17 protein-coding genes and 1 riboswitch are annotated in these 19,807 nt (G+C 70.6%); of the genes, 15 read left to right on the top strand and 2 right to left on the bottom strand.

The window, feature by feature from the left end; translation table 11 throughout:
• Positions 1-312: 312 nt before the first annotated feature.
• The 12 genes from hpnC (at position 313) to OG897_RS15560 (ending at position 14,404) form a co-directional block, all read left to right on the top strand.
• Positions 313-1,215, top strand: a complete 903-nt coding sequence (hpnC, locus tag OG897_RS15615) for a squalene synthase HpnC (protein ID WP_266657225.1) — start codon at positions 313-315, stop codon at positions 1,213-1,215.
• Positions 1,216-1,223: 8 nt separating this feature from the next.
• On the top strand, positions 1,224-2,162 hold the full coding sequence (hpnD, locus tag OG897_RS15610; protein ID WP_266657223.1) for a presqualene diphosphate synthase HpnD: 939 nt from the start codon (positions 1,224-1,226) through the stop codon (positions 2,160-2,162).
• 193 nt (positions 2,163-2,355) lie between these two features.
• Positions 2,356-3,747, top strand: a complete 1,392-nt coding sequence (hpnE, locus tag OG897_RS15605; protein WP_266657221.1) for a hydroxysqualene dehydroxylase HpnE — start codon at positions 2,356-2,358, stop codon at positions 3,745-3,747.
• Positions 3,744-4,835 (top strand): polyprenyl synthetase family protein, encoded by a 1,092-nt coding sequence (locus tag OG897_RS15600; RefSeq protein WP_266657219.1) that lies wholly within the window; start codon positions 3,744-3,746, stop codon positions 4,833-4,835. Before hpnE ends, OG897_RS15600 begins: the two co-directional genes overlap by 4 nt.
• A 139-nt stretch (positions 4,836-4,974) precedes the next feature.
• On the top strand, positions 4,975-7,029 hold the full coding sequence (gene shc / locus OG897_RS15595; RefSeq protein WP_266657217.1) for a squalene--hopene cyclase: 2,055 nt from the start codon (positions 4,975-4,977) through the stop codon (positions 7,027-7,029).
• Between the two features lie 66 nt (positions 7,030-7,095).
• Positions 7,096-7,761 (top strand): 1-hydroxy-2-methyl-2-butenyl 4-diphosphate reductase, encoded by a 666-nt coding sequence (locus OG897_RS15590; RefSeq protein WP_266657215.1) that lies wholly within the window; start codon positions 7,096-7,098, stop codon positions 7,759-7,761.
• Positions 7,762-7,766: 5 nt separating this feature from the next.
• Complete coding sequence (hpnH, locus tag OG897_RS15585; RefSeq protein WP_266657213.1) at positions 7,767-8,789, top strand: adenosyl-hopene transferase HpnH; 1,023 nt, start codon at positions 7,767-7,769, stop codon at positions 8,787-8,789.
• 4 nt (positions 8,790-8,793) lie between these two features.
• Positions 8,794-9,960, top strand: a complete 1,167-nt coding sequence (ispG, locus tag OG897_RS15580; protein ID WP_266657212.1) for a flavodoxin-dependent (E)-4-hydroxy-3-methylbut-2-enyl-diphosphate synthase — start codon at positions 8,794-8,796, stop codon at positions 9,958-9,960.
• Between the two features lie 25 nt (positions 9,961-9,985).
• The gene (gene dxs, locus OG897_RS15575; protein WP_266657211.1) at positions 9,986-11,884 is read left to right on the top strand and encodes a 1-deoxy-D-xylulose-5-phosphate synthase; all 1,899 of its coding nucleotides are present in this window, start codon (positions 9,986-9,988) and stop codon (positions 11,882-11,884) included.
• 4 nt (positions 11,885-11,888) lie between these two features.
• Positions 11,889-13,319, top strand: coding sequence for an aspartate aminotransferase family protein (locus tag OG897_RS15570; protein ID WP_266657210.1), 1,431 nt, complete (start codon positions 11,889-11,891; stop codon positions 13,317-13,319).
• Positions 13,320-13,446: 127 nt separating this feature from the next.
• Entirely contained in the window at positions 13,447-14,055 is a 609-nt protein-coding gene (locus OG897_RS15565; protein ID WP_266657209.1) for a helix-turn-helix domain-containing protein, read from the top strand.
• 1 nt (position 14,056) lies between these two features.
• The gene (locus tag OG897_RS15560) at positions 14,057-14,404 is read left to right on the top strand and encodes a DUF6126 family protein (protein WP_266657207.1); all 348 of its coding nucleotides are present in this window, start codon (positions 14,057-14,059) and stop codon (positions 14,402-14,404) included.
• Positions 14,405-14,414: 10 nt separating this feature from the next.
• Here OG897_RS15560 and OG897_RS15555 read toward each other — a convergent pair whose 3' ends face one another.
• The gene (locus OG897_RS15555) at positions 14,415-15,215 is read right to left on the bottom strand and encodes a tyrosine-protein phosphatase (protein WP_266657205.1); all 801 of its coding nucleotides are present in this window, start codon (positions 15,213-15,215) and stop codon (positions 14,415-14,417) included.
• Positions 15,216-15,534: 319 nt separating this feature from the next.
• A riboswitch (cyclic di-AMP (ydaO/yuaA leader) is annotated at positions 15,535-15,742 on the top strand.
• A 4-nt stretch (positions 15,743-15,746) separates the two neighbouring features.
• Here OG897_RS15555 and OG897_RS15550 point away from each other — a divergent pair.
• The 3 genes from OG897_RS15550 (at position 15,747) to OG897_RS15540 (ending at position 18,744) form a co-directional block, all read left to right on the top strand.
• A complete protein-coding gene (locus OG897_RS15550) occupies positions 15,747-16,739 on the top strand; it encodes a LysM peptidoglycan-binding domain-containing M23 family metallopeptidase (protein ID WP_266657203.1) in 993 nt (330 codons plus the stop codon).
• Positions 16,740-16,982: 243 nt separating this feature from the next.
• Positions 16,983-17,774 carry an SGNH/GDSL hydrolase family protein gene (locus OG897_RS15545; RefSeq protein ID WP_266657201.1) on the top strand — a complete coding sequence of 264 codons (792 nt, stop codon included), beginning with the start codon at positions 16,983-16,985 and terminating at the stop codon, positions 17,772-17,774.
• Positions 17,775-18,123: 349 nt separating this feature from the next.
• Positions 18,124-18,744, top strand: a complete 621-nt coding sequence (locus OG897_RS15540) for a DUF6745 domain-containing protein (protein WP_266660197.1) — start codon at positions 18,124-18,126, stop codon at positions 18,742-18,744.
• Here the strand turns inward: OG897_RS15540 and OG897_RS15535 are convergent.
• Positions 18,741-19,631, bottom strand: coding sequence for a carbohydrate kinase family protein (locus OG897_RS15535; protein WP_266660196.1), 891 nt, complete (start codon positions 19,629-19,631; stop codon positions 18,741-18,743). The genes OG897_RS15540 and OG897_RS15535 overlap by 4 nt on opposite strands.
• Between the last annotated feature and the right edge of the window lie 176 nt (positions 19,632-19,807).

Here is a 19,807-nt window from a genome sequence, read left to right as displayed (position 1 = left end):
GGCCGATCCGCCAACTGGCCGAGCCCCGGGGAAGGTTGGTCCCGATTGGAGTGTTGTTGTAATGCGCGCAACACCCCGCGGAGATGCTTCGCGTTGTACAACGTAAGCTGTACCGGTGCTGATTCGCGGCAAGTGGGGCGATACCCCCTCGGGGCCCCGCCTCAGAGCACTCTCCGCTGTCGGATGACGGGCGGCGTGTCCGAAATGGGATGTTTTGAGTCGGCAGTGTAGAACGGGAGGTGTGACGGCAATGGCAATGGAATATCTCCAGGTCCGAGATGCTTTCGCCGTCCTCGTCGAGGGCGGTCGGCGATGACCGGAGTACGGGAGGCGCACCCCGGCGCCCCTGGGCGCAGCACCCTCGACAAGGCCGCGGACGAGAACTTCCCCGTGGCCCCCTTCTTCCTGCCGCGCGCCTGGCGCGACGACCTCATGGCCGTCTACGGGTACGCCCGCCTCGTCGACGACATCGGCGACGGCGACCTGGCCCCCGGCGGCCGGGACGCCGAACTCCTCGGTCTCGACAAGGAGCAGACAGACGACCGGCTCGCGATGCTCGACGCCTTCGAGGCCGACCTGCACCGCGTGTTCGACTCCACGCCCCGGCACCCCCTGCTGGTGGCACTCCAGCCCACCGTCCGCCGCCGCGGCCTCACCCCCGAGCCCTTCCTCGGACTGATCGAGGCCAACCGCCAGGACCAGACGGTCACGCGCTACGAGACGTACGAGGACCTCCTCGCCTACTGCGAGAAGTCCGCCAACCCCGTCGGCCGCCTCGTCCTCGCCCTCACTGGCACCACCAGCCCCGAACGCGTCCGCCGCTCCGACGCCGTCTGCACGGCGCTCCAGATCGTCGAGCACCTCCAGGACGTGGCCGAGGACCTGGCCCGTGACCGGATCTACCTCCCGGCCGAAGACATGCGGCGCTTCCACGTGTCCGAAAAGGACCTTGCCGCGCCGAGCGCCAACTCCTCAGTGCGCTCACTGGTCGCATTCGAAGCAGAACGCGCCTCCCGCCTCCTGAATGAAGGACCCCCGCTCGTGGGTAGCGTGCACGGCAGACTGAAGCTTCTGCTGGCCGGTTTCGTCGCCGGTGGCCGCGCCGCCCTCAAGGCGGTTCACGCCGCCGGATTCGACGTACTCCCTGGACCGCCCAAGCCCACCAAGCTCAGTCTGCTGCGCGAAGTGGGAGCGACTCTGCGAAGAGAGGGGTGAGCCGGACCATGGAGGGACTCGAAGAGACGCCTGCGCCGGTACTCGCCGCGTACAGCTACTGCGAGGCGGTGACCGGACAGCAGGCGCGCAACTTCGCGTACGGCATCCGGCTGCTGCCCACCGACAAGCGCAACGCGATGTCCGCGCTCTACGCCTTCTCCCGGCGCGTGGACGACATCGGCGACGGCACGCTGCCGCCGGAGGTCAAGGAGAAGCGCCTGGGGGAGACCCGGGCGCTGCTCGCCCGGATCAGCGCCGGGGACATCGAGGAGGACGACACCGACCCGGTGGCCGTCGCACTCACCGATGCCGCCCGCCGCTTCCCGATCCCGCTCGACGGGCTCGACGAGCTGATCGACGGCGTCCTGATGGACGTTCACGAGGCGACCTACGAGACCTGGGACGACCTCAAGGTCTACTGCCGGTGCGTCGCCGGAGCCATCGGACGGCTGTCGCTCGGCGTGTTCGGCACACCGTCCGGCGCACGGGACGCCGATCGCGCCCCGGAGTACGCCGATACGCTCGGCCTCGCTCTCCAGCTCACCAACATCCTGCGCGACGTCCGCGAGGACGCGGGCAACGGACGCACCTACCTGCCCGCCGAGGACCTCGCCAAGTTCGGCTGCGCGGACGGCTTCCACAGCTCCACCCCGCCTCCCGGCTCCGACTTCGCCGGACTCGTCCACTTCGAAGTGCGGCGCGCCCGCGCCCTGTTCGCCGAGGGCTACCGGCTGCTGCCCCACCTCGACCGGCGCAGCGGTGCCTGCGTCGCGGCCATGGCGGGCATCTACCGCAGGCTCCTGGACCGTATCGAACGCGATCCCGAGGCCGTTCTGCGCGGCCGTGTGTCGCTGCCCGGACGTGAGAAGGCGTACGTCGCCGTGCGCGGACTCTCCGGGCTCGACGCGCGTCACATCTCCCGGCAGACCGCCAGGAGGCGTCCTTGAAAGGGGCGGGAAGAGCGTTTCACGTGAAACATTCGAATTCGGTGTGCATGCCGTGCACGGCATGGAACGAGCGAAAGCCGCAGAATTCGCGGAATTCGTCGAACCGGTGCGCAACCCTCCACCGGCCTGACGCGTCCCTGACTGCAACGGCCACGTCGGCGTTCTGCACGGCACATCGCTCGGGGGAGGGTGCATGACTCACGACACCATGCCGCCCACGCCCACCGCGGTCGTCGTCGGCGGCGGCCTCGCGGGTGTCACCGCCGCCCTCGAACTCGCGGGCGCGGGCGTACGCGTCACCCTGCTCGAAGGCAGGCCCCGGCTCGGCGGCCTCGCGTTCTCCTTCCAGCGCGGCGATCTGACGGTCGACAACGGACAGCACGTGTACCTGCGCTGCTGCACCGCCTACCGGTGGTTCCTGGACCGCGTCGACGCGGCCGAACTCGCTCCGTTGCAGCGCCGGTTGGACGTCCCCGTGCTCGACGTCGGCGACCCGCGCGGCCCCCGGCTCGGACGGCTGCGGCGCACCGCGCTGCCCGTACCGCTGCACCTGGCCGCCAGCCTCGCCACGTACCCGCACCTCTCGATCGCCGAACGGGCCTCCGTCGGGCGGGCCGCGCTCGCGCTCAAGGGGCTCGACCCGGCCGATCCGGCGCTGGACGACATCGACTTCGCGACCTGGCTGACCGAGCACGGACAGTCGCAGCGCACCATCGAGGCGCTCTGGGACCTGGTCGGCGTCGCCACCCTCAACGTGCGCGCACCACAGGCATCGCTGGGGCTCGCCGCCAAGGTCTTCAAGACCGGGCTGCTCTCCGACCCGGGCGCCGCCGACATCGGCTGGGCCCACGTCCCGCTCGGCGACCTGCACGACGTCCGCGCCCGCAAGGCCCTCGACTCCGCCGGAGTGCGGACCGAACTGCGCGTCAAGGCCGACTCCCTGACCCGTACGAGGAAGGGCGGCTGGGTCGTCGAGGCGGGCGGGGAGCAGATCGCCGCCGACGCCGTCGTCCTCGCCGTGCCGCAGAAGGAAACGCACGCGCTGCTGCCCAAGGGGGCGCTGGACGGACAGGACCGGATCAAGGAGATCGGCGTCTCGCCCATCCTCAACGTCCACGTCGTCTACGACCGCAAGGTGCTGCGCAAGCCCTTCTTCGCCGCACTCGGCACCCCCGTCCAGTGGGTCTTCGACCGCACCGACGCCTCCGGGCTGACCGGCGGCGGCCAGTACCTGGCGCTCTCGCAGTCCGACGCGGCCGACGAGATCGACGCCCCGGTCGCGGAGCTGAGGGCGCGCTACCTCCCCGAACTGGAGCGGATGCTGCCCGCCACGCGCGGTGCGGAGGTACGGGACTTCTTCGTCACCCGGGAGCGCACCGCGACGTTCGCCCCCACACCCGGCGTCGGGCGCCTGCGCCCCGGTACGCGCACCCGTGCGCCGGGTCTCTACCTGGCCGGTGCATGGACCGCCACCGGGTGGCCCGCGACCATGGAGGGCGCCGTGCGCAGCGGACTCACCGCAGCGCAGGCCGCGCTCTCCACACTCGGCCGCCCTTATGAACTTCCGCCACTGGAGGCGGCATGAGCATCAGTTATGGAACAAGAGGAGAGCCTGTGACCCCGGCGAACCCGGCTGTCGACACCGTGGACATCGCGGCGCTGTTGGAGCGCGGCAGGGCCATGTCCGCCCCGGTGCTGCGTGCCGCCGTGGACCGGCTCGCGCCGCCCATGGACACCGTCGCGGCCTACCACTTCGGGTGGATCGACGCCCAGGGGCGTCCCTCCGACGGCGACGGCGGCAAGGCCGTCCGCCCGGCCCTCGCCCTGCTGTCCGCGGAAGCCGCGGGCGCCACCCCCGAGGTCGGCGTGGCCGGCGCGGTGGCCGTGGAACTCGTGCACAACTTCTCGCTGCTGCACGACGACCTGATGGACGGCGACGAGCAGCGCCGCCACCGCGACACCGTGTGGAAGGTGCACGGCCCGGCCCTGGCGATCCTCGTCGGTGACGCCCTCTTCGCGCTCGCCAACGAACTCCTCCTGGAGATCGGCACCGTCGAGGCGGGGCGCGCGACGCGACGCCTCACCACCGCCACCCGCAAGCTGATCGACGGCCAGGCCCAGGACATCTCCTTCGAGCACCGCGACCGGGTCACCGTCGAGGAGTGCCTGGAGATGGAGGGCAACAAGACCGGAGCCCTGCTGGCCTGCGCCGTCTCCATCGGCGCGGTCCTCGGCGGCGCCGACGACAAGACCGCCGACACCCTGGAGGCGTACGGCTACCACCTCGGCCTCGCCTTCCAGGCCGTCGACGACCTGCTCGGCATCTGGGGCGACCCCGACTCGACGGGCAAGCAGACGTGGAGCGACCTGCGCCAGCGCAAGAAGTCGCTGCCGGTCGTCGCCGCGCTCGCCGCGGGCGGTCCCGCATCCGAGAAGCTCGGTGAACTGCTCGCGGCGGACGCCGAGTCCCAGGACTTCGACACCTTCTCCGAGGAGGAGTTCGCCATGCGGGCGGCCCTCATCGAGGAAGCGGGCGGACGCGAGTGGACCGCTCAGGAGGCCCGCCGCCAGCACGCGGTCGCCATCGAGGCGCTGCACGGTGTCGACATGCCGGAGCACGTGCGGGCGCAGCTCACCGCGCTCGCCGACTTCGTGGTCGTACGAAAGAGGTGACGGCCGCCCGGCGTATATCCGGTCCCGCTGGGGGCTAGCCCCAGACCCCCAGCAGTCGCCGTCCGGGCCGCCTTCAACGGTGGCCCGGACGACGGAAACCCCAGCACAGCAGAAGTCCAACTGCACGTAAGGGGAAACCATGACAGCGACGACCGACGGAAGCACCGGGTCTGTGGACCCCGGAGCGACTTCGGCCAGCCAGACCACCACGAGCACTACTTCTCCGCATACTCCTCCTTCTTCTCCTTCTCCTGCCTCTACGACTTCCCGGACGAGCACCACCACCGTCGCGCCCGACGTCCTCGACGCCGCACGGCGGGCCACGGAACGGGCGGTCGGTCATCTGCTCGACCGGCAGGACGCCCAGGGCTGGTGGAAGGGCGACCTGGAAACCAATGTGTCCATGGACGCCGAAGACCTCCTGCTGAGGCAGTTCCTTGGCATCCAGGACGAGAGGACCGTCCAGGCCGCCGCCCTCTTCATCCGGGGCGAGCAGCGGGAGGACGGAACCTGGGCGACTTTCAACGGCGGGCCCGGAGACCTCTCCGCCACCGTCGAGGCGTACGTCGCGCTGCGGCTGGCGGGCGACCTCCCCGAAGATCCGCACATGATCCGGGCCGCCGCCTGGGTACGGGCCAGGGGCGGGATCGCCGCGAGCCGGGTCTTCACCCGGATCTGGCTGGCCCTCTTCGGCTGGTGGAAGTGGGACGACCTCCCCGAACTGCCGCCCGAGTTGATCTTTTTCCCCAAGTGGGTTCCTCTCAATATCTACGACTTCGGCTGTTGGGCACGGCAGACGATCGTGCCGTTGACGGTGGTCTCCGCGAAGCGCCCGGTGCGGCCCGCGCCCTTCGCGCTGGACGAACTGCACACCGATCCGCGTGATCCGAATCCACCCAAACGCCTTGCCTCGCCCGCCAGTTGGGACGGGCTCTTCCAGCGTCTCGACAAGGCGCTGCACGTCTACCACCGGTTCGCCCCGCCGCCGCTGCGGCGCACCGCGATGAAGTCGGCGGCCCGCTGGATCATCGAGCGGCAGGAGAACGACGGCTGCTGGGGCGGCATCCAGCCGCCCGCCGTGTACTCGCTGATCGCCCTCCATCTGCTCGGCTACGACCTCGAACACCCCGTGATGAAGGCGGGGTTGGAGTCGCTGGACCGGTTCGCGATCTGGCGCGAGGACGGGGCCCGCATGATCGAGGCATGCCAGTCCCCGGTCTGGGACACCTGTCTGGCCACCATCGCGCTGGCCGACGCGGGGCTGCCCGGCGACCACCCGGCACTGGTCAAGGCCGCCGACTGGATGCTCGCCGAGGAGATCGTGCGCCCCGGCGACTGGGCGGTGCGCAGGCCCGGGCTCCCGCCGGGGGGCTGGGCGTTCGAGTTCCACAACGACAACTATCCCGACATCGACGACACCGCCGAGGTCATCCTCGCCCTGCGACGCGTCCAGCACCCGGACCGCGAGCGGATAGAGGGAGCCATCGCCCGCGGTGTGCGCTGGAACCTCGGCATGCAGTCCAAGAACGGCGCCTGGGGTGCCTTCGACGCCGACAACACCAGCGCCTTCCCCAACCGGCTGCCGTTCTGCGACTTCGGTGAGGTCATCGACCCGCCGTCCGCCGACGTCACCGCCCACGTGGTGGAGATGCTGGCCGTCGAGGGCAAGGCCCACCACCCGCGCACCCGGCGCGGCATCACCTGGCTGCTCGCCGAACAGGAGGACAACGGGGCCTGGTTCGGGCGGTGGGGCGTCAACTACGTCTACGGCACGGGCTCCGTGGTGCCCGCACTCACCGCTGCGGGGCTGCCCGGCTCGCACCCCGCGATCCGCCGCGCGGTGGCCTGGCTGGAGTCCGTGCAGAACGACGACGGAGGCTGGGGCGAGGACCTGCGCTCGTACAAGGAGCCGGACTGGGTCGGGCACGGGGCGTCCACCGCCTCGCAGACCGCCTGGGCGCTCCTCGCGCTGATCGCGGCCGGGGAGAGCGACTCCAAGGCCACCGAGCGGGGCATCGCCTGGCTCGCGGAGACCCAGCTGCCGGACGGCTCCTGGGACGAGCCGTACTTCACCGGCACCGGATTCCCCTGGGACTTCTCCATCAACTACCACCTCTACCGGCAGGTGTTCCCGCTCACCGCACTGGGCCGGTACGTCCACGGGGAGCCCGTGTTCCCCACCGCCAGGCCCTGACGGGGCCGCCGCACCACCCCACGGTCCGCACCGGACCACCGTCCACGCCCGCTCAAGGGGGCTGAATTGACCCGAACCCCGGGTTCAGCTGGACCCGGCAGTACCAAGCCGCTGCTGATCGCCTGCGCGCTCGGCATCGAACGCCTCGCCCTGCGCGGCGGCGACCGCAGCGGTGCGGCAGGACCCGTCCTCGTACTCCGTACCGGAATGGGCCCGGAAGCCGCCGACTACGCCATCGCCCGCACTCTCACCGAGGAGGGTCCGGCCAGGGACGCGGCGGTCATCGCGTCCGGATTCTGTGCCGGGCTCGCCGCGGGCATGCACCCCGGCGATCTCGTCGTCGCCACCGAGACCCGCGACCGCCGCGGCAACACGGTCTGTACGGACGTGGAGCTGCTGGCCGACGCGGTAGCCAGAGCGCTGCCGGAACGGGTGGTCCACACCGGGCCACTGGCCGGCAGCGACCACGTCGTGCGCGGGACGGCCGAGCGGGCCGTGCTGCGTGCGGAGGGCGCGATCGGCGTGGACATGGAGTCCGCGGCGACCCTCGCAGGCGCCCTGCGGGCCGGACCGAGGCCCGTTGCCGCCGTCCGGGTGGTCGTGGACGCACCCGAGCACGAGCTCCTGCGGCTCGGCACCATCGGCGGAGGAATATCGGCTTTCCGTGTACTCCGCCACGTTCTTCCGGCGTTCTACGAATGGCACCGTTCTTTGCTGCTCCCCAGGAGGTGAGCCAGATGGCAATGCCGCTCCGTCAGACCATCAGGGTCGGGACATACCTGCTCGAACAGAAGGTCCGCAAGCGGGAGAAGTTCCCGCTGATCGTCGAGCTGGAACCGCTCTTCGCGTGCAACCTCAAGTGCGAGGGCTGCGGCAAGATCCAGCATCCGGCCGGAGTGCTCAAGCAGCGCATGCCGGTGGCGCAGGCCGTGGGGGCGGTGCTCGAATCGGGCGCCCCGATGGTCTCCATCGCCGGTGGCGAACCGCTGATGCACCCTCAGATCGATGAGATCGTCCGGCAGTTGGTGGCGAAGAGGAAGTACGTGTTCCTCTGCACCAACGCCATGCTGCTGCGCAAGAAGATCGAGAAGTTCACACCCTCGCCGTACTTCGCCTTCGCGGTCCACATCGACGGGCTGCGCGAGCGGCACGACGAGTCGGTGGCCAAGGAGGGCGTGTTCGACGAGGCGGTGGAGGCGATCAAGGAGGCCAAGCGGCGCGGCTTCCGGGTGACCACCAACTCGACCTTCTTCAACACCGACACCCCCCAGACCATCATCGAGGTGCTCAACTTCCTCAATGACGAGCTGAAGGTGGACGAGATGATGATCTCGCCCGCCTACGCCTACGAGAAGGCCCCCGACCAGGAGCACTTCCTGGGCGTCGAGCAGACCAGGGAGCTCTTCCGCAAGGCGTTCGCCGGGGGGAACCGGAGGAAGTGGAGGCTGAACCACTCGCCGCTCTTCCTGGACTTCCTGGAGGGCAAGGCCGACTTCCCGTGCACCGCGTGGGCGATCCCGAACTACTCCCTGTTCGGGTGGCAGCGGCCCTGCTACCTGATGAGCGACGGGTACGTCCCGACGTACCGGCAGCTCGTCGAGGAGACCGACTGGGACAAGTACGGGCGCGGCAAGGACCCCAGGTGCGCGAACTGCATGGCGCACTGCGGCTACGAGCCGACGGCCGTCCTCGCCACGATGGGCTCCCTCAAAGAGTCCATCCGCGCCGCCCGCGAGACCGTCGCCGGAAACCGCGGGTGATGTGATGACCGCCGGAGTGCCAGTGCAACTGGGGCTCCCCGCGCTGCCGGCCCGACCGCTGGCGATGCGCCGCACCTCGCGGCGCATCCAGGTCGGGCCGGTGGCGGTCGGCGGGGACGCGCCCGTGTCCGTGCAGTCCATGACCACGACCCGTACGTCCGACATCGGTGCCACGCTCCAGCAGATCGCCGAACTGACCGCCACGGGCTGCCAGATCGTACGGGTGGCCTGCCCGACGCAGGACGACGCGGACGCGCTCGCCACGATCGCGAAGAAGTCACAGATCCCGGTGATCGCGGACATCCACTTCCAGCCCAAGTACGTGTTCGCCGCGATCGACGCCGGGTGTGCGGCGGTCCGGGTGAACCCGGGCAACATCAAACAGTTCGACGACAAGGTCGGCGAGATCGCCCGCGCGGCCTCGGACGCGGGCACGCCCATCAGGATCGGCGTGAACGCGGGATCGCTGGACCGGCGGCTGCTCGCCACGTACGGCCGGGCCACCCCGGAGGCGCTCGCGGAGTCGGCCCTGTGGGAGGCGTCGCTCTTCGAGGAGCACGGCTTCCGGAACATCAAGATCTCGGTGAAGCACAACGACCCTGTCGTCATGGTGCATGCCTACCGGCTCCTGGCGGCGCGGTGCGACTATCCGCTGCACCTGGGCGTCACCGAGGCGGGCCCCGCGTTCCAGGGGACGATCAAGTCGGCGGTGGCCTTCGGGGCGCTGCTCAGCGAGGGCATCGGCGACACCATCCGGGTCTCGCTGTCCGCGCCGCCCGTGGAGGAGGTCAAGGTCGGACTCCAGATCCTCCAGTCGCTGGGACTGCGGGAGCGGACCCTCGAAATCGTGTCGTGCCCGTCGTGCGGGCGGGCGCAGGTCGACGTGTACAAGCTGGCGGACGAGGTGACGGCGGGACTCGACGGCATGGAGGTGCCGCTGCGGGTCGCCGTGATGGGCTGCGTGGTCAACGGGCCCGGTGAGGCGCGCGAGGCGGATTTGGGGGTCGCTTCGGGCAATGGGAAGGGTCAGATCTTCGTGAAGGGGGAAGTCGTCAAGACCGTCCCCGAGTCGAAGATCGTCGAGACCCTGATCGAAGAGGCGATGAAGATCGCCGAGAGCATGGAGGACGCCGGAGTGCCCTCGGGCCGCCCCGACGTCACGGTGAGCTGAACAGTCATCCGAGAGGGGGCCGAACGTGGCGATCTTGGAAGGTATCCGGGGTCCGCGGGACCTGAAGGCGCTGGACGAACCAGAACTCGTCGAACTGGCCGAGGAAATCCGGCAGTTCCTGATCCAAGCGGTGGCCAGGACCGGGGGCCATCTCGGCCCCAATCTCGGCGTGGTGGAGCTGACCATCGCGCTGCACCGCGTCTTCGAGTCACCGGTCGACCGGATCCTCTGGGACACCGGCCACCAGTCGTACGTGCACAAGCTCCTGACGGGACGTCAGGACTTCTCGAAGCTGCGCGGCAAGGGCGGGCTGTCCGGCTATCCGTCGCGCGAGGAGTCCGTGCACGACGTCATCGAGAACTCGCACGCGTCCACCGTGCTCGGCTGGGCGGACGGGCTCGCCAAGGCCAACGAGGTGCTGGACAGGCCCGACCACGTCGTCGCGGTGATCGGCGACGGGGCGCTGACCGGCGGCATGGCGTGGGAGGCGCTCAACAACATCGCCGCCGCCAAGGACCGGCCGCTGATCATCGTCGTCAACGACAACGAGAGGTCCTACGCGCCGACCATCGGCGGTCTCGCCAACCACCTCGCGACGTTGCGTACGACGGACGGCTACGAGCGCTTCCTGTCCTGGGGCAAGGAGGTGCTCCAGCGCACCCCGGTCGTCGGACAGCCGCTGTACGAGTCACTGCACGGCGCGAAGAAGGGGTTCAAGGACGCCTTCGCACCGCAGGGCATGTTCGAGGACCTCGGGCTCAAGTACGTCGGTCCGATCGACGGGCACGACGTCGCGGCGGTGGAGTCCGCGCTGCGCCGGGCCAAGCGCTTCCACGGCCCCGTACTGGTGCACTGCCTCACCCAGAAGGGGCGCGGGTACGCCTTCGCCGAGCAGGACGAGGCCGACCGCTTCCACGCGGTGGGCGCCATGGACCCGCTGACCTGCGAGCCGCTGAGCCCCTCCAACGGTCCCTCCTGGACCTCGGTGTTCGGCGACGAGATGGTGAAGGTGGGGGCCGAGCGACGGGACGTGGTGGCGCTGACGGCGGCGATGCTGCATCCGGTGGGGCTGACCAAGTTCGCCGAGGCGTATCCCGACCGGGTGTGGGACGTCGGGATCGCGGAGCAGCACGGCGCGGTGTCGGCGGCGGGGCTTGCGACCGGCGGACTGCATCCTGTGTTCGCGGTGTATGCGACATTCCTCAATCGTGCCTTCGATCAGGTTCTGATGGACGTCGCCCTCCACAAGTGCGGTGTGACGTTCGTACTGGACCGGGCCGGGGTCACCGGAGCCGACGGGCCCTCGCACAACGGCATGTGGGACATGTCGATCCTCCAGGTCGTACCAGGGCTGCGGATCGCCGCCCCGCGCGACGCCGAGCAGTTGCGGGCACAGCTCCGGGAGGCCGTCGCGGTGGACGACGCGCCGACCGTGGTGCGTTTCCCGAAGGAGTCGGTCGGACCCGAGTACCCCACCCTGGACCGGATCGGAGGACTCGACGTACTGCACCGGGACGACGACCCGCAGGTGCTCCTGGTGTCCGTGGGGGCGCTCGCCGGGGTCGCCCTGGAGACCGCGAAGCTGCTGGGGGAGCGCGGCATCGGGTGCACCGTCGTCGACCCGCGCTGGGTCAAGCCCGTCGATCCGGCGCTCGCCCCGCTCGCCGCCCTGCACTCCCTCGTCGCCGTCGTCGAGGACAACTCCCGCGCCGGAGGCGTCGGTTCCGCGATCGGGCAGGCGTTGCAGGACGCCTCCGTCGACGTACCGCTGCGCACGTTCGGCATCCCGGAACAGTTCCTCGCGCACGCCAAGCGCGGCGAGGTGCTGGCCGACATCGGGCTCACGCCCGTCGAGATCGCCGGCCGGATCGGCGCGGCCACGATCCCGTACGAGACCGGCACAACGGAACAGAAGGAGAACTGACGGAATGACCGAAGACGCGCCCGAGGCTCTCGCGGCTGCCGCGGACACGCCCGCCAAGGGATTCGACCTGGCGGGGCTGCTCGCCGCACGCGGCGGGGAACGGTACGAGCTGCACGCCCGGCACCTCAACCACCAGCTCCCGCGCATGCTCCACACCATCGGCTTCGACCGGGTGTACGAGCGGGCCGAGGGCGCGTACTTCTGGGACGCCGAAGGCAACGACTACCTCGACATGCTCGCCGGATTCGGGGTGATGGGCCTCGGCCGCCACCACCCCGTCGTCCGCAAGGCGCTGCACGACGTGCTCGACGCCTCCCTCGCCGACCTCACCCGCTTCGACTGCCAGCCGCTGCCGGGACTGCTCGCCGAGAAGCTGCTGAGCCACAGCCCGCACCTGGACCGGGTGTTCTTCGGCAACAGCGGTACGGAAGCGGTCGAGACCGCGCTGAAGTTCGCCCGGTACGCGACCGGCAAGCCGCGCGTCCTGTACTGCGCGCACGCCTTCCACGGGCTCACCACGGGCTCGCTGTCGGTGAACGGCGAGAAGGGGTTCCGGGACGGATTCGCCCCGCTGCTGCCCGACACCGCGATCGAACTCGGTGATCTGGACGCGTTGGAAAGGGAGCTGAAGCGCGGCGACGTCGCCGGGTTCGTCGTCGAACCCATCCAGGGCAAGGGCGTCCTGGAATCCCCGCCCGGGTTCCTGCGCGCCGCCCAGGAACTGCTGCACCGGCACAAGGCGCTGCTCATCGCCGACGAGGTGCAGACCGGCCTCGGGCGGACCGGCGACTTCTACGCGTACCAGCACGAGGCGGGCGTCGAGCCGGACCTGCTGTGCGTGGCCAAGGCGCTCTCGGGCGGGTACGTGCCGGTCGGGGCGACCCTCGGCAAGGACTGGATCTTCAAGAAGGTCTACTCGTCCATGGACCGGGTGCTGGTCCACTCGGCCAGCTTCGGATCCAACGCCCAGGCCATGGCCGCCGGGCTCGCCGTGCTCTCCGTGATGGAGGACGAGCAGGTCGTGGCCAATGCGCGGCGGACGGGAGAGCTGCTGAAGTCGCGGCTGGCGGCCCTGATCGGGAAGTACGAGCTGCTGCACGACGTACGCGGGCGCGGGCTCATGATCGGCATCGAGTTCGGGCGGCCGTCCTCGCTGAAGCTGCGCAGCCGGTGGACGATGCTCCAGGCGGCCCGCAAGGGGCTGTTCGCGCAGATGGTCGTCGTACCGCTGCTCCAGAAGCACCGGATCCTGACGCAGGTGTCCGGCGACCACCTGGAAGTGATCAAGCTGATTCCGCCGCTGACGGTGGGGGAGAAGGAGGTCGACCGCTTCGTGGCGGCCTTCACCGCCGTGATGGACGACGCACACGGCGGCGGTGGTCTGATGTGGGACTTCGGCAGGACACTGGTGAAGCAGGCGGTCGCGAACCGCTGAGCCGTTGTGAAGCGGGCAGTCGCGAACCGCTGAGCTGTTTCCGGAGTCCGCCGAACCCCTTCCGGATGCTTTTGCCTCTGAGGCAAGAAGTTTGCCCCAGGGGCAAAGGGTCTGGCTCAATGGAGGCATGACGCCACGCCTCGAAGAGGCGGCCGAGGGCCCGGTGTACATGCCCTCCGTCGCTCCCCACCTGCGAGAACTCCGCCGCACCAGCGGATTCACGCTGGAGGCCGCGGCCCGCCGCGCCGGACTCTCGCCCGCGCACCTCTCCCGCCTGGAGACCGGCCAACGCCAGCCCTCGCTGCCGATGCTGCTCGCCCTGGCCCGTATCTACGGTACGACGGTCTCCGAGGTGCTCGGCGAGACCGTCGCCGACCCGAACGCCGTCATTCGCGCCGGGGAGATGACCGCCCGCGAGGCCGACGGCTGGACGTACCGGCAGGTCGGGAGTCACGGCCGGGCCATGCAGGCGCTGCGCGTCAACGTGCCGCACGCGGCCCAGCAGGATCTCGTACGGGTGCATCCCGGCGAGGAGTGGCTGTACGTGCTCAAGGGGCGCCTGCGGCTCGTGCTCGGGGAGCGCGTGCACACCCTGGACGAGGGCGACAGCGCCCACTTCGACTCGCTCACCCCGCACCGGATCACCGCGGTGACGCCGGACGGGGCCGAGCTGCTTTTCCTCCACACACTGATGCAGAGCACCGTCGCCGGGCTCTGCCTGCCCCAGGAGTCATGAGATGACGGAGTTCGCCGCCCGGCCGCAGGGACTCGCCTCGGCCCAGGGGCTCGGCCAGCCGCAGGGACTCGTGAAGGCCCCGGGGCCCGCGCCCGCGCAGAAGCTCACCGCGTCGCAGACCGCCGCCATGAGCGCGATCGCCCTCGCCGCCGAGGAGGCGGCCCGCACCGACCGGCCCGGCTCGGCCAAGGGCGCCGAGTGGCAGGACGGCGCGGGCAAGGCCGGGCCGGACGGATTCGTCGCGGACAAGGCACCGCACGGGCTCGTGGTGCGGGTCTTCCTCTACGTGGTGGTCGGGCACATCATCGCGGCGTTCATCTTCCTGCTCTTCACGCTGGGCGACGCCTGAGGGCAGACGGCTACTCGGTCAGGCGCTCACGCAGTGCCGCGCGGACCTCGGGGGAGAGTCGCAGGCCCTGTTCCAGGTAGGCGTCCGTGGTGCCCCAGGTCTCCTCGATGGTGTCGAAGGCCGCGTCCAGGTACTCCACGCGGGCATCGAAGAGCGGTGCGAGCAGGCTCATGACCTCGGCGTTCATCGCCTCGGGGGAGTCGCTGCCGCGACGCACCCTGTACCGGCGGTGCGGGTCGTTGGACTTCACGTAGTCCGCGCGGATCGCGTCCGGCTCCACGCCCACGGCCAGCAGCGTCACAGCGATCGCCAGACCCGCCCGGTCCTTGCCCGCCGCACAGTGCATCAGTGCCGGAACGCTGTCCTCCGCGAGCGCGTGCAGTACCCGGCTGTGCTCCGCCGTCCGCTCCGCGATCATGCGGCGGTACGAATCCGTCATGCGGGCCGCGGCCTTGCCGTCGGCGAGGACCTCGCGCAGCTGGTCGATGTTCCCGTCGCGCACCATCCGCCAGAACTCCGTGCCGTCCGCCGGGTCGCTCAGCGGGATGTTCACGTTCCGTACGCCCGTCAGCTCGACGTCCGGACCCTCCAGCCGCTGGTCCGCCGCATTGCGGAAGTCGAAGACCGTGTGGAGGGCGAGGGCGTCGAAGAACGCCGTGTCCGTCTCGGTGGCGTGCGCCAGGTGGCCGCTGCGGAAGAGCCGTCCGTAACGTGTCCGCCCGCCGTCGACGGTCGGCAGGCCGCCCACGTCGCGGAAGTTCCGTACACCTGCGAGATCCGGCTCGGCCGACGGCGATGCCTGCTGCGTCACGAGTGCTCCTCAAGGTCGTTCACCGACGCGGGCACGTCGGCGGACACTGGCCGACAATACGACAGACGTACGCCGATCCACCCCGAAATGGGGGCCCCGGGCAACCAACTCGGGGGATGCGGGAGGGCGAGTGAGCAGAATCATAGGGACGGCAGTGACTTCTGCTGCCGAAGCGTCAAACGGCAGGCCAGAGGCGGGAGATGGCGTCCGGGACGGTTGCTCGCGACCGGGAGAATCGTGGAGAAGGGGTGTCCGGGAGAAGGAGAAGGCGGGAACGGCTTGTTCAGGCGGTCCGCACTCGCTTACGGTCACCGTCAATCCGGGTGGACCGCCGAATCCTGCCACCGCTCGGAGTCCGCACCCACTTTCTTCGTGTGGCAGGAGCGGGGGACCCAGGTAGTACGCCGGACCCGGAGGACGAAAGTCCGCCGGTACGGCTTGGGGTGAAGCAGCGCTCCCACCGGAGCGAGGCCGGGCAGCTCCAGCCCGAACCCGACAGCTCACCTCGCAGGCGCCGGAGAGGAATCCGTCATGCCTGCAAAGGGTAAGCACCGCCGCCCGAAGCCCAGTTCCTCGCTCACCCGCGGCTTCGTCGCCGCCGGTACGGGCGGTGCGGCACTGGCCCTTCCGCTCATCGGCGCCACCGGGGCGCACGCCGTGGACAAGGGTGCGGCGCCTGTCGCGCTGCCGCAGGAGGCGCCGAAGGCGCAGATTCCGCAGCAGCGGACGGCCCCGCAGGCGCAGCAGCCGCAGAAGGCCGCGCCGCAGACCGACACCCGTACGTACTCCGTGGTGAGCGGCGACAGCCTGTCGAAGATCGCGGCGGACGAGGACGTGCGCGGCGGCTGGCAGAAGGTCTACAGCGACAACGAGAAGGTCGTCGGTGAGGATCCGTCGCTGATCTTCCCCGGCATGAAGCTCACCCTCGGCGGCAAGGCCCCGGCCGGGTCCGGCTCCTCGGCCTCCGCCGCCTCCGACCGGCAGGCGTCCGCCCCCGTCGCGCAGCAGCAGAAGACCGAGCGCGTGGAGCGTACGGAACAGCGCGCGGAGCAGCGGGCCGAGAAGCGCGTGGAGAAGAAGGCCGAGTCCCGGCGGACCGAGCGCCAGCAGTCCAAGAGCTCCGGCTTCTCCGCGCCCGTCCCCTCGGGCGTCTCCACCCCGTACCGCGCCTCCGGCGGCAGCTGGTCCAGCGGTTACCACACGGGTGTCGACTTCCGCGCGTCCTCCGGCACCCCGGTCAAGGCCGTCGGCGCGGGCACCGTGGTCTCCGCCGGTTGGGGCGGCGCGTACGGCAACGAGGTCGTCATCCGGCACAACGACGGCCGTTACTCGCAGTACGCGCACCTCTCCGTGCTGAACGTCCGCTCCGGCCAGGGCGTCTCCGGCGGCCAGCAGATCGGCTACTCCGGCTCCACCGGAAACTCCACGGGACCGCACCTCCACTTCGAGATCCGCACCGGTCCGGGCTACGGCTCCGACATCGACCCGCTGGGCTACCTGCGCAGCAACGGCGTCCCGCTCTAAAAGGGAACGGCCACCGGTCCCCAACGGATCGGACACCGGCTCGGCCCCCCGTCCGGCGTACTCGCCCCCGCACCCCTCCCGGTGCGGGGGCGAGCCCCGTTCCGGGACGGGGTGCGGCCCGCTCAGGAGGCGTCACCTGCGTATTCCGGGTTGGATGAATCTTGACCGGTGGCATATATCACGCCCCGTCAACCCCTCCCTACGGTGGCGTAGGTCACTTGCGAAAGTGAAGGATGTGTCGACGTGGCAGACGATTCGAGTTCATTCAGCGCAGGCACCATCGGGTCGTACGCGGCGATCGGGGACAGCTTCACCGAAGGGGTCGGAGACCCTGGTCCCGACGGCGCGTTCACCGGGTGGGCCGACCGGCTCGCCGTCCTTCTGGACGACCGGGTACCCGAACACACCTTCCGATACGCAAACCTTGCCGTACGCGGCAAACTCCTCGACCAGATCGTGGCCGAGCAGGTCCCCCGCGCCAAGGAACTGGCCCCCGACCTGGTCAGCTTCTGTGCGGGCGGCAACGACATCATCCGGCCCGGCACCGACCCCGACGACGTCGCCGAACGGTTCGAGAAGGCCGTCGCCGACCTCCACTCGGCGGTCGGCACGGTCATGGTGACCACCGGCTTCGACACCCGGGGCGTCCCGGTGCTGCGCCATCTGCGCGGCAAGGTCGCCACCTATTCGGCGCACGTACGGGCCATCGCCGACCGGTACGACTGCCCGGTCCTGGACCTGTGGTCGCTGAAGTCCGTGCAGGACCGGCGCGCCTGGGACTCCGACCGGCTGCACCTCTCTCCCGAGGGGCACACCCGGGTCGCGCTGCGGGCCGGTCAGGTCCTGGGCCTGGAGATTCCCGCCGACCCCGACCAGGCGTGGCCGCCGATGGCACCGCGCGGGCGGCTCGAAGCGCGGCGCGACAACATCGACTGGGCGCGCGAGCACCTGGTGCCGTGGATCGGCCGACGGCTGCGCGGCGAGAGCTCCGGCGACCACGTCGAGGCGAAACGGCCGGACCTCCTGCCGCTCTGATCCCTGCCGCCCGTGGGGGATCGGGGCAGGCCGGTGTTGCCGAGAAGAGGAAGAGCCGCTGGTCGTACCGGACTCCGGCTCCCTGTGGCTCTCCACCTCGGCGCCGATTGTCAGACCCCACCCGTAGCGTTCTGGACATGGTCGTCACAGGGGGTGGCGGTCCGGGAGGGGGAGAGCTGTGCACTGGCATGGGGACGTTCTGATCGTGCCGTTGGAGAAGAAGGCGGTGCCCGCGTACGCGGCGGACGCGCCCGGCGAACCGCATGGCGCACGGGGCTGTCTGGTGCTGGCCAGCAGTACGGAACAGGGCGATGGGCAACAGGGGGCGGGGAGTCCGTACGGGCAGGATCTGAAGACACGGGACGTGCACGACTGGAGTGCTGTGGCGGCCGCGACCGGTCCTGCCGACCGGGCCGCGGCGGAGGAAGGGATACGGCTCGCCTACCGCACGGCGGGCCTCGCCGAACCGGAGCGGATCGTCTGGGCGGCCTCGCCCAGGGCCGCCGTCGAGGCCGTCGAGAAGAACGAGGCAGGACGCCTCGACCGGGAGGACGGCCCCGCTCTCGTCTACCCCGACGGGTTCGCGCTGCACGCCTGGCGCGGCATACCGGTGCCCGCCGAGTTCCCCGACGAACTGACCGGGCTGAGCCGGGCCAGGATCCGGGACGAGGAGAACGCCGGACTGCGCCGAGCGATGCTGGAGCACTACGGCTACGAGCGGTACCTGACCGAGTCCGGGGCCGAGCCCGTGCACCGCGGCGAGACCGGCATCCTGTGGCGCATCACCCTGCCGTTCGACGAGGACGTGGTGGTTGTCGAGGCCGTCGACTCCACCCCCGGACCGGACGGCGCCCACCGCACCTCCTGGCTGCGGGTACCGCCCACCACGAGGACCGCGAAGGAGGGAGCCGCCCGGACGTTCGGACCCGGCCCCGACCCCGGACCCGGAACCAGCCCCCGGGCCTCCTAAGCCTCCGGGTCCGCCGCCTCGGGCAGCAGGGCCTCCGGGCCGATGAGCGAGGTGTTGCCCGGGACCGTGCAGGCGTACGCCCCGGCCAGCGCGCCGAAGCGGGCGCTCTCCTCCAGACTCCGGCCCGCGAGGCGCCCGTACAGGAACCCGGAGACGTACGCGTCGCCCGCACCGTTGGAGTCCACCACCGGAGCGGGCGGGACCGTCGCCGGAACCGGGCGAGGGGTGCTGCCGCCGTCGAGGGTCAGCAGGTACGAGCCGCCCGCACCCGCCGTCGCCACGACCGCCTGTGCCCGGCCCTCGCGCAGGATCTCCCGCATCACGTCGCCGATCCGCTCGCCCGCCCCGGCCGCGCTCAGGAACACCAGGTCGGCGCGGAGCGCGAAGTCGCGGTGGTGGTCGGCCACCCCGTCCCAGTCGTGCAGGTCGGTGGAGAGCGGGACGCCGGACGCCACCAGGTCGTCCAGCAGGTACCGGGCGAAGCCCATGATCGAGACGTGGACGTGCCGGGCCCGGCGGACGTGCGGCGCGTAGAAGTCCCGCGGCATGCGCAGGTCGGCCGGGTCGCGGGAGTCGTAGAACGACATCCGGCGGCCCGTCGGGTCCACCAGGTTGACGGCACGTCGCGTGCCCGCGGGCGAGATCAGCGGCTCGAAGTCGACATCCCCCTTGGCGAGCCGCTCCCGCACCTGCCCGCCGATCCAGTCGTCCCCGATGACGTCCAGGAACTTCACGCCGAGACCCAGCGCCCGGCAGCCCAGCGCGACGTTGCCGCCGGTGTGCCCCGGCCACTCGCCGATGGGGGAGACCCCGACCGAGTCCGCCAGCGGCACCGGCAGCTGGTCCACCCGCACCACCGTGTCCACGCCGCTGCCGCCGATCACCAGGACGTCGTACGTGCTGCCCCCGTCAGGACCGTCCTGCTGCTGCCCGTGCTGCCCGTGCTGCGACAACGCGTTCCCCTCTCCGTGCCCGGACCCCCGTCGACGCGCCCAGTATGGCGGGTGCGCGGCGCAGGCCGTGCCGGGTCGCCGACCCCCTTCCCCAGAGGGCCCTGAAGGTG

Origin of the sequence: Streptomyces sp. NBC_00237 (assembly GCF_026342435.1) — a bacterium.
In the GTDB taxonomy this organism is placed as follows: domain Bacteria; phylum Actinomycetota; class Actinomycetes; order Streptomycetales; family Streptomycetaceae; genus Streptomyces.
This window is presented reverse-complemented; position numbering and strand designations above follow the sequence as displayed.